The sequence below is a fragment of the Serratia sp. (in: enterobacteria) genome (assembly GCF_046715635.1).
GTDB lineage: Bacteria > Pseudomonadota > Gammaproteobacteria > Enterobacterales > Enterobacteriaceae > Chania.
Genome location: NZ_JBKJYW010000322.1, coordinates 1 through 9,493 on the forward strand (window position 1 = coordinate 1; position 9,493 = coordinate 9,493).

10 protein-coding genes, 1 pseudogene and 1 riboswitch are annotated in these 9,493 nt (G+C 54.1%); of the genes and pseudogenes, 2 read left to right on the forward strand and 9 right to left on the reverse strand.

Annotation, left to right across the window (positions count from 1 at the left end; translation table 11 throughout):
* A pseudogene (cspE, locus tag ACLQ7H_RS17110) lies at window positions 1-65 on the forward strand (transcription antiterminator/RNA stability regulator CspE); the annotation flags it as partial.
* 249 nt (window positions 66-314) lie between these two features.
* Here the strand turns inward: cspE and crcB are convergent.
* Together crcB and adrA are read right to left on the reverse strand one after the other, a co-directional pair.
* Window positions 315-698, reverse strand: a complete 384-nt coding sequence (gene crcB, locus ACLQ7H_RS17115; RefSeq protein ID WP_411753699.1) for a fluoride efflux transporter CrcB — start codon at window positions 696-698, stop codon at window positions 315-317.
* Window positions 699-771: 73 nt separating this feature from the next.
* Window positions 772-835, reverse strand: a riboswitch (Fluoride riboswitch).
* Window positions 836-1,119: 284 nt separating this feature from the next.
* Window positions 1,120-2,184 carry a diguanylate cyclase AdrA gene (gene adrA / locus ACLQ7H_RS17120; RefSeq protein ID WP_411753700.1) on the reverse strand — a complete coding sequence of 355 codons (1,065 nt, stop codon included), beginning with the start codon at window positions 2,182-2,184 and terminating at the stop codon, window positions 1,120-1,122.
* Between the two features lie 219 nt (window positions 2,185-2,403).
* Between adrA and tatA the strand changes: the two genes are divergently transcribed.
* Window positions 2,404-2,610, forward strand: coding sequence for a Sec-independent protein translocase subunit TatA (gene tatA / locus ACLQ7H_RS17125; RefSeq protein ID WP_411753701.1), 207 nt, complete (start codon window positions 2,404-2,406; stop codon window positions 2,608-2,610).
* 96 nt (window positions 2,611-2,706) lie between these two features.
* Here the strand turns inward: tatA and lipA are convergent, their stop codons facing one another.
* The 7 genes from lipA to ACLQ7H_RS17160 form a co-directional block, all read right to left on the reverse strand.
* Complete coding sequence (lipA, locus tag ACLQ7H_RS17130) at window positions 2,707-3,672, reverse strand: lipoyl synthase (protein WP_411753702.1); 966 nt, start codon at window positions 3,670-3,672, stop codon at window positions 2,707-2,709.
* A complete protein-coding gene (lipB, locus tag ACLQ7H_RS17135) occupies window positions 3,665-4,333 on the reverse strand; it encodes a lipoyl(octanoyl) transferase LipB (protein ID WP_411753703.1) in 669 nt (222 codons plus the stop codon). Before lipB ends, lipA begins: the two co-directional genes overlap by 8 nt.
* A 135-nt stretch (window positions 4,334-4,468) precedes the next feature.
* The gene (gene ybeD, locus ACLQ7H_RS17140) at window positions 4,469-4,735 is read right to left on the reverse strand and encodes a DUF493 family protein YbeD (protein WP_411753704.1); all 267 of its coding nucleotides are present in this window, start codon (window positions 4,733-4,735) and stop codon (window positions 4,469-4,471) included.
* 102 nt (window positions 4,736-4,837) lie between these two features.
* A complete protein-coding gene (gene dacA / locus ACLQ7H_RS17145; protein ID WP_411753705.1) occupies window positions 4,838-6,049 on the reverse strand; it encodes a D-alanyl-D-alanine carboxypeptidase DacA in 1,212 nt (403 codons plus the stop codon).
* 228 nt (window positions 6,050-6,277) lie between these two features.
* A complete protein-coding gene (gene rlpA / locus ACLQ7H_RS17150) occupies window positions 6,278-7,351 on the reverse strand; it encodes an endolytic peptidoglycan transglycosylase RlpA (protein ID WP_411753706.1) in 1,074 nt (357 codons plus the stop codon).
* A gap of 10 nt (window positions 7,352-7,361) precedes the next feature.
* Entirely contained in the window at window positions 7,362-8,474 is a 1,113-nt protein-coding gene (gene mrdB, locus ACLQ7H_RS17155; protein WP_071682284.1) for a peptidoglycan glycosyltransferase MrdB, read from the reverse strand.
* An 8-nt stretch (window positions 8,475-8,482) separates the two neighbouring features.
* The coding region (locus tag ACLQ7H_RS17160) for a penicillin-binding transpeptidase domain-containing protein (protein ID WP_411753707.1) at window positions 8,483-9,493 on the reverse strand (1,011 nt) is incomplete at its 5' end.

Sequence of the window (9,493 nt, forward strand, 5' to 3'; positions counted from 1 at the left end):
GTGTAGAATTTGAAATCACGAACGGTGCCAAAGGGCCATCTGCTGCTAACGTTATCGCTATCTAAGCTACAGTAGCCAAATTTGTTAAAACCCGCTCTATGAGCGGGTTTTTTATTGGAATTTTTCAGGCCAGGCACGGATCAGGGAAACAGATAAACCTTGATGAAGGCCAGTACGATCAGCAGGCACGCTAAGGTTACAACCCATTCGGTGGTGGTTTTTGGCAGGTTAAACATCGTATTCCTCACTCAGGGCAAGCTACTGAATGAGGATTATCCGTATGGCAGATTAAGAAAACATTAAGCCCAGTGATTTTAGTGGCCGTAGAACGCCCTGACCAGCATAAAGGCCAACAGCGTCATTGCCAACGAACCCGCCAGGTTGAGCAGCATATTGGCGATGGCCCAGACAACGCGCCCGTCCTGCAACAGATAAACCACTTCGAGCGAGAAGGTAGAGAAGGTGGTCAGCCCGCCGCAAAAGCCGGTAGTGATTAGCAGCTTCCAAACCGGATCAATGTGTGTCATGCGGATAAACAGCGCTAGAGCCAGCCCGATGATAAACCCCCCCACCAGGTTTACGGTCAAAGTGCCCAATGGAATATGCGGATGTAGAGGGTTGAGCTTAAGGCTCACTGCCCAGCGCAACACGCTACCCAAACCACCGCCAATAAACACAGCCAGTAAAGAACTCCACATGGTGATATAACCCTATCCTAAAGATGGAAGATGTTCAGAAAGGTTCAGGCACGGCCTACGCGCCTCTCTGAGAGGTTAGGTAGACATCATCAGCCTGTGAAAGGCGGTTGTGGAGGAATGTCATCTCCGTTTGTTGGCACAAAGCCATCGCGCGGGGCAGATTTTACACCTTGTTGCTGTGGTTTTGCTAGCTGGATGGGTATTGCTAACAATTCTGCAATCGCAGCTCCCCCTCACCCCAACCCTCTCCCCAAAAAGGAGAGGGAGCCAGTCCAGTGTTATGTTCTGGCGCAGGAGCTAATCTGTGGCACGTACGGTCCCCTCCCTGTGGGAGAGGGCTAGGGTGAGGGGAACAGACGAATACCTGATTACGTTATCAACTTATCTATCAATCAAGTTATTAGCTTAATAAACTAGTGGATTAGCATTGGTGTACGGCAAGTTCCTGCCGGTTACGACCATTATTTTTCGCCCGATACAGCGCAATATCGGCAGCTTTCAACCACTCCTGGTAGCCAGCCATTTCGGGCTGGTAATCAGCCACCCCGGCGCTGATATTCAGCTTTAACCCAGGGGCTTCACGGAAGACCACCTCGTTCAGAAGCTCCTGAATACGATGGAATGCCAGGCTGGCCTGTTCGGCGCTGGTATTAGGCAACACCGCGCCAAATTCATCACCGCCGTAGCGGCCAACGATGTCCACCGTCCGTAACCCCAGCACCAACTCTTCCGCTAGAACGATCAGCGCCTCATCCCCCAGCCCATGGCCAAAGGTGTCGTTGATGGCTTTGAAATGGTCAATATCAATCAGGATCAGCGTAGCCGTGTGGTTATATCGTCGGCAGCTATCAAACTCACGGTGCAGCAGGTGTTCCCAATGGCGGCGGTTATATACGCCGGTCAAGCCATCGCGCATGCTGATACGCAATAACTCCTGCTGCTTTTCTGCCAGCCGTTTGGCAGTTTGATAGGTCACGTAGCCAAGGAATACTGGATAGATGAAGATCATCGGCAGACACAGATAAACCTGCAGTGGTGTGGATTGTGGCGTAAAGGGGAAGCCCAGTATCGCACTGGTTACCAGCGCTCCGATAATTTGCGCCATCAGCCCTTTGAAATACAGGGACGGCCCGCCGGACGCAATATTGTTCATCCCCATCATTGACAAGATCACCACGGCAGGTAGCGCATTGAAACCCATGACTCCCACCCACATCCCACCAAGCAGCGCATCAATGAGCAGGTTGCGGATCTCTGTAGCGTAGGGGGTTTCGCTGCGGATAGACCACTGATAAGCGACGTGTGGCCAGAGAAAGCCGTTAACGGCCAGTAAGGTCCACACGCCAATCGGTTGGTGCTCAGGATAGAGCGCCGTAAGTACGCAAAAGAAACCAATCCCCAGGCCGACAATACGAGGCAGATAGAGTCGCCTGGCGAAGTTGAGACCTGTACGCCGAGTGTTAATAGCCGATGGAGCTGTAGGCATCCAATGTTTCCCTGTGATGAACTGAGCAGCCGAGCCAGCGCTGGAAAAAAGCCAAGTGGAAAAAATATGCCCTATAATCTAAGCATAGAACATCTCTGGTAGATCTCACCTTGTTACATCTGGTTGTTGTTATAGCCGAGAGAAAGTAGCTAAATATCGACAGACAAAGTTTGTTCCCGCGCTGCATCCTGCAGCCATAAATGAATAAAGAAGGTGAATATGGAAGGTATCAGTATTACCAAGCTGCTGGTAATTGCGGTGTTGATCGTATTGCTGTTCGGTACCAGCAAACTGCGTACTCTGGGCGCGGATCTCGGCGCGGCGCTGAAAGGCTTCAAAAAAGCGGTGGGCGACGACACCCCTCCTGCACAGAGTACGGCTGAAACTCCTACGGCGCAGCAGAGCGTCGAAAAGAAAGATATTTAACCGCCTCTGCTGTTGAGCCATAAAAAAACGGATGCCGTAAGGACATCCGTTTTTTGGCGTTAATCGCTGCCGAAGCGTAACAAAAGATTACCGCGGTTACTTCACTTCCAGCCCTTTGGCCTGCAAGTCTGCATGATAGGACGAGCGCACAAACGGGCCGCAGGCAGCATGGGTAAAGCCCATCGCCATTGCTTCTTCTTTCATTTCGTCAAACTCCGCCGGGCTGACATAGCGCTGCACTGGCAGGTGGTGACGGCTTGGTTGCAGATATTGCCCCAGCGTCAGCATGGTGACGCCATGACGGCGCAGATCGCGCATGACTTCCACGATTTCCGCGTTGGTTTCACCCAGGCCAACCATCAGGCCTGACTTGGTTGGAATAGACGGGTGAGCTTCTTTAAAGCGCTCCAGCAACTTCAATGACCACTCGTAATTAGCCCCAGGACGTACCTGGCGATAAACACGTGGCACGTTTTCCAGGTTGTGGTTAAACACGTCTGGTGGCGTGGCGGTGAGGATTTCCAACGCACGATCCATACGGCCACGGAAGTCTGGTACCAGGGTTTCGATCTTGATGCTTGGGCTTTTGGCACGGATGGCGGTAATGCAGTCAGCAAAGTGCTGCGCGCCACCATCACGTAAATCGTCACGGTCAACCGAGGTGATCACCACATAGCGTAGTGCCATGTCGGCAATGGTCTGCCCCAGCTTTTCTGGCTCGTTGGCATCAGGAGCCACCGGGCGGCCGTGGGCCACGTCGCAGAATGGGCAACGACGGGTACAGATGGCCCCCAGGATCATGAAGGTGGCGGTACCGTGGTTAAAGCACTCAGACAGGTTCGGGCATGAAGCCTCTTCGCAGACCGAATGCAGACCGTTTTTGCGCATCGCAGCCTTGATGCCTTGAATGCGCGTAGAGTCGGCAGGGAGTTTGATCTTCATCCACTCGGGTTTGCGTAACAGCTCTTGGCGTTCGGTGACCACCGTTTTTACCGGGATCAACGCCATTTTGTCTGCATCGCGGTATTTAACGCCGCGTTCCATCTGAATCGGTTTACTCATAATCGTGCAGGTTCCAGTTACGAAGCTCGACCGTCTGGTAGCCGAGTAAATGAACAAATTCCTGTACCAGAATGGGATGCACATCGGCGATCCCGACAGCTGGTGCCAGCGCGCTGACTTGTGTCATCTGCATTCCGGCATAACCACAGGGGTTGATGCGTTGGAAAGGGGTGAGATCCATGGCGACATTCAGGGCCAGGCCATGAAATGAGCTGCCTTTGCGGATCCGCAAGCCTAATGAACAAATCTTGTGTTCGCCCACGTACACGCCGGGCGCATCCGGGCGCGCGCGTGATTCGATCCTGAAATGGGCGAGGGTATTAATAACGGTCTCTTCCAAGGCCGTGACGAGTTGGCGGACACCCACCTTATTGCGTTTCAGATCCACCATCACGTACATCACCTGCTGGCCGGGGCCATGATAGGTGACCTGCCCACCGCGATCGCTCTGGATCACCGGGATATCGCCTGGCATCAGCAGATGTTCTGCCTTACCGGCCTGGCCTTGGGTGAACACGGCTTGATGCTGCACCAGCCACAATTCATCGAGCGTGGACTCGTCGCGGTGATTGGTGAAGCTGTGCATGGCTTGGGATACAGGCTCATAGGGCTGCAACCCTAGCTGACGGAGAATGATCGTATTGTGTTGCAAGCGGGGCATCGTCAGGTTACAGAAGTGGTAAAAACATTATACCGGGCGCTCTGGCCCGCGACCAGCATTTATCCCTGAGGAACCAGGGCAACCCGAACAGCGGTTGCCCTGAACCAGGTTAGCTGGCAGGGAGTTATGCTGTAATTACAGCACCATACGGACAATTTCAATGTTGCCCAACTCTTCATATAACGTTTCCACCTGATCGATATGGGTGGCGGTGATGGTGATGGAAACGGAGTGGTAGTTGCCTTTGCTGCTCGGTTTGATCTGCGGGTTGTAATCCCCTGGAGCATGGCGTTGCACCACTTCAACTACCTGGTCTACCAGCTCGGGGTGTGCCAGGCCCATTACCTTATAGGTAAAGGTACAAGGGAATTCGAGCAGTTCGTTCAGTTTAGTCTTTTGCATGTGGGGGCGCTCCAACGGTGGCGGATATCTAAATTATAACTCCCGCCGGGGCGGGAGTTAGTGTTAATGGTTATATGGGGCTGAACTCAGCCGATTCAAGGGTTAGCCGAACCAGTGATGGAACATCAGACGGATATAATCCACGATGCGGCCGAAGAAGCCACCTTCTTTCACTTCGTTCAGCACCACCAACGGACGCTGATCGATGGTCTTGCCATCCAGCTGGAAGTTAATGGTGCCAACCACCTGGTTTTTAGCCAGCGGAGCATGAATTTCCGGAGTATTAAGCACGTAGCTGGCTTTCAGATCCTTCATCCGGCCGCGTGGGATAGTCAGGTAAGCATCTTTGTCTACGCCCAGCTCAACGCGATCGGCATCACCGAACCAAACGGGTTCAGAAGCGAACTCTTTGCCTGCTTTCAGCGGCGCGACGGTTTCAAAGAAGCGGAAGCCCCAGGTCAGCAGTTTTTTGCTTTCGGTTTCGCGGCCTTTATAGGTCCGGCCACCCAACACGGCGGAGATCAGACGCATCTGGCCTTCGGTTGCCGATGCCACCAGGTTATAGCCTGCCGCATTAGTATGGCCGGTTTTAATCCCATCGACGTTCAGGCTGGTATCCCACAGCAAACCGTTACGGTTCATCTGACGAATATTGTTGAAGGTGAACTCTTTTTCTTTATAGATAGCGTATTCGTCTGGCACATCGCGGATCAGCGCCTGGCCGATAAACGCCATATCACGCGCCGAACTGAACTGCCCCTCCGCATCCAGACCATGTACGGTTTGGAAGTGGGTGTTTTGCAGGCCGAGTTGTTTGACGTAGGTATTCATCAGATTAACGAACGCATCCTGGCTGCCAGCGACATAGTCCGCCATGGCAACACAGGCATCGTTACCGGATTGCAGGTTGATACCACGAGTCAGCTTGGAAACCGGCACGCGATCGCCCGGCTTGAGGAACATCAGCGAAGAGCCTTTGAACACCGGGTTACCGGTAGCCCAGGCGTCCTGGCCTACGGTGACCATATCATCCTGGCCAATCTTGCCGGATTTCAACGCCTGGCCGATGACGTAGCTGGTCATCATTTTGGTCAGGCTGGCAGGGTCGCGGCGTGCGTCAGCGTTCGATTCCGCCAACACTTTACCAGAGTTGTAATCAATCAGGATGTAGGCCTCGGCATCAATCTGCGGCACACCTGGGATCATGGTTTTAATATTAACGTCGTCTGCGTGGGCAACTGACGCTGCGCTGAGCGCGATGGCAGTGCCAAGCGTGAGGCTTTTGATTAAGCGAAAAGAGGTTACCTGTTTCATGATCGGGACTACAACATCCGTAAAAGTTAAGTTAAAAAGCGAGACACACTATAGCAGACGGGGCCCCGGCAGGCATTAGCCAATGAGCCGACCGATCGGGGTTTACACAGATTTACCTGAAAGAAAATGTTTCAGTATCCGTTACCTTTCAAGTTGACCGCTCGAACGGTCAACTTGAAATTCATCGGGTATAAACAGTCCACATAGGGTCGTAATTATCCATCGTACTTAAGGTGCGGCAGTGATAAAGGACTGTTGCTGTGCCTCATTGGCCAGGCGCTGTTGCAACTGTGCTGCCTGTTGACGATTGCTGAACGGGCCAAGCTGTACGCGGTAGACGGCACCGTTGGCGTCTACCTTACCAGGAACGCCAAACTGCTGGCTCAGCTGCTGTTGCCAGCTTTGCGCACGCTCGGCATTACTCAGGGCACCTACCTGTACGACATAGTTACCGCTGGCACTGGCTGCGGAGGCCACAACCGGGGCGGCAGTTGGCGCACTAATGACCGGCTGGGGTTCTGTCCCTTCCAACACGCCAGGGGCTAACGGTTGTGGCACACCAAGGAAACCACCGCTGCGGCCAGTGGAGGCGGCAGGGATAGCGCTGCTGTCGTTGTAGTTCATGCTGCCGTTGTCAATCGCTTGAGTGGCAGGGGCGGCAACCGGTGCCGATTGCTGCATAGGTGTGTCCATCCCGCCGCCAGAGGTGAGATCCGGGCGTGGAGGCAGGGCGTAGCTTTGCTTGGCGACGACGGTCCCCACGGTGCCAGGGCCGCTCAACGTGCCGTCTGGAGCGACTTTGATAAAGTCGACCTTTACCTTGGTGTTGCTAGACAGGTTGAGGCGATCGGCTGCGGCTTTGGACAGATCGATAATCCGGCCAGAGGTATAAGGGCCGCGATCGTTCACGCGTACCACCAGTTGACGGCCATTAGCCAGGTTGGTGACGCGTACATAGCTTGGAATAGGCAAGGTTGGATGCGCAGCAGTCAGCGCATTAGGATCGAACTGCTCACCGATGGCGGTCGTATTGCCGTTGGCCTCTTCGCCGTACCAGGCCGCCAGGCCGGTTTGTGAAAAGTTCTGCGGATCTTGCACGATACGATAGCTGTCGCCATTAACCTGATAATCCTGCAGGGTGCCAGGGTTATAGGGTTCATAGTGAGGCTCCACGCCGCCGATTTCGGTCACCGGCCCGTTGTAGGCTTGTTGCACCGGAGCCTGTGTTTCTTCCGTCGTGGTACAGGCGGAAAGTAATACCGCAGCAGCAACCGCGCCGACCCAAAGCCATTCCTTACGCATTGCACACCTCTTAAAGATTTTTGGACAACATTTTCCGATGCGTGTGGATCGACATCACAATGCCGAACCCAGCCATGAGTACGATCAGCGCCGAACCCCCGTAACTGACCAAAGGCAAAGGTACGCCAACTACCGGCAAAATACCACTGACCATACCAATGTTAACAAACACATAGACAAACAGGATCAGCATCAGCCCACCGACCATTACGCGGCCAAAGGTGGTCTGTGCCCGGGCGGCGATCATCAGCCCGCGGATAATCACCAGCAGATACAGCACCAGCAAGACCAGCACGCCGATCAGGCCAAGCTCTTCCGCCAAGACCGCGAAGATAAAGTCAGTGTGGCGTTCCGGCAGGAATTCCAACTGGGACTGGGTGCCGTGCAGCCAGCCTTTGCCCGACAGGCCGCCAGAGCCGATGGCGATTTTCGACTGAATAATATGGTAGCCAGCCCCTAACGGATCGCTTTCCGGATCGAGCAGCATCATCACGCGGTCACGTTGATAGCCGTGCATCAGGAAGAACCACAATACCGGGATAAAGGCGGCCAACGCCACGGCCGCCACGGCGATCAGCTTCCAACTCATCCCCGACAGGAACAGCACGAACAGGCCAGAGGCGGCGATCAGGATCGACGTGCCCAGATCGGGTTGTGCGGCAACCAGTAAGGTGGGCAGGAAGATCAGCACCAGCGCGATGCCAGTATTCTTCAGCGAAGGAGGACACACGTCACGGTTCATAAAGCGTGCGACCATCAGCGGCACGGCGATCTTGGCGATTTCCGAAGGCTGGAAGCGCACAAAGCCCAGGTCCAGCCAGCGCTGCGCCCCTTTACTGATTTGGCCAAAGGCGTCCACCAGGATCAGCAATATCACGCAGAAAATATACAGGTAGGGTGCCCAGCTTTCATACACCCGCGGCGGGATTTGCGCCATCACGCCCATCACGATCAGCCCCATCAGGATCTGGCCGATTTTGCGTTCCATCATGCCCATATCCTGGCCGCTGGCGCTCCACATCACGACGGAGCTATAGACCAGCAAGGCCAGAATAAATAACAGGAATGTGGGATCGATATGGATTTTGGTCCAGATAGAACCCTTTTGTTGGCTTTCAGTCATGTTCTACCTTAATCACCTTCTATACCGGGCGGCAGCGGTGCTGCAACCGGTAATTGCGTATTGTTGTCGCCCAACAGGATGTGGTCGAGGATCTGACGGGTAATGGTCCCTACCGCCGGGCCTGAACCACCGTTTTCCAGAATGATGGCTACCGAAACCGTTGGGTTATCAAACGGTGCAAAGGCGGTCATCAATTTATGGTCCCGCAGATGTTCCGCGAGTTTGTGGGCGTTATAGGTTTCATAGCCGAATACCTGCGCGGTACCCGATTTTGCCGCGGCTTTATACGGTGTCTTGTCAAAGAACTTGCGAGCCGTGCCGTTAGGCCGGTTGGCAACGCCGTACATGCCGTCTTTGGCTATTTCCCAGAAGCCTGAATGGATATCGCCGATCTGCTTGCTCTCTTTTTGCTTGAACGGCACCAGTACGCCGTTGATCTTGGTGCTTTGCAGCAGATGCGGATCTTTGACGTTGCCGTCATTAATCAGGGTGTTCAGCGCCTTGGACATCTGGATCGGCGTAGCGGTCCAGTAGCCCTGGCCGATGCCTACCGGAATGGTGTCGCCCTGATACCAAGGTTTCTTGTAGCGTTTGAATTTCCAATCACGCGTTGGCATCAGGCCGGAACGCTCTTCGGATAGATCGATACCGGTATATTCTCCGTAGCCAAACTTGGTCAGCCAGGAAGAAAGGCGATCGATCCCCATATCGTAAGCTACCTGATAGAAGTAGGTATCCGCAGACTCCTCCAACGCTTTGGTGACGTTGAGGCGGCCATGCCCCCATTTTTTCCAGTCGCGGAAGCGTTTCTCCGACCCTGGCAATTGCCACCAGCCCGGATCGAAAACGACGGTATTTTTGGTGATTACCCCGGCGCTGAGTGCGGAAACGGCAATATAGGGTTTAACCGTGGAGGCCGGTGGATACACCCCTTGGGTGGCGCGGTTGATCAGCGGGCGGTTCGGATCGTTGAGCAGCCCCTGATAATCCTTGTTGGAGATGCCATCAACAAACAGGTT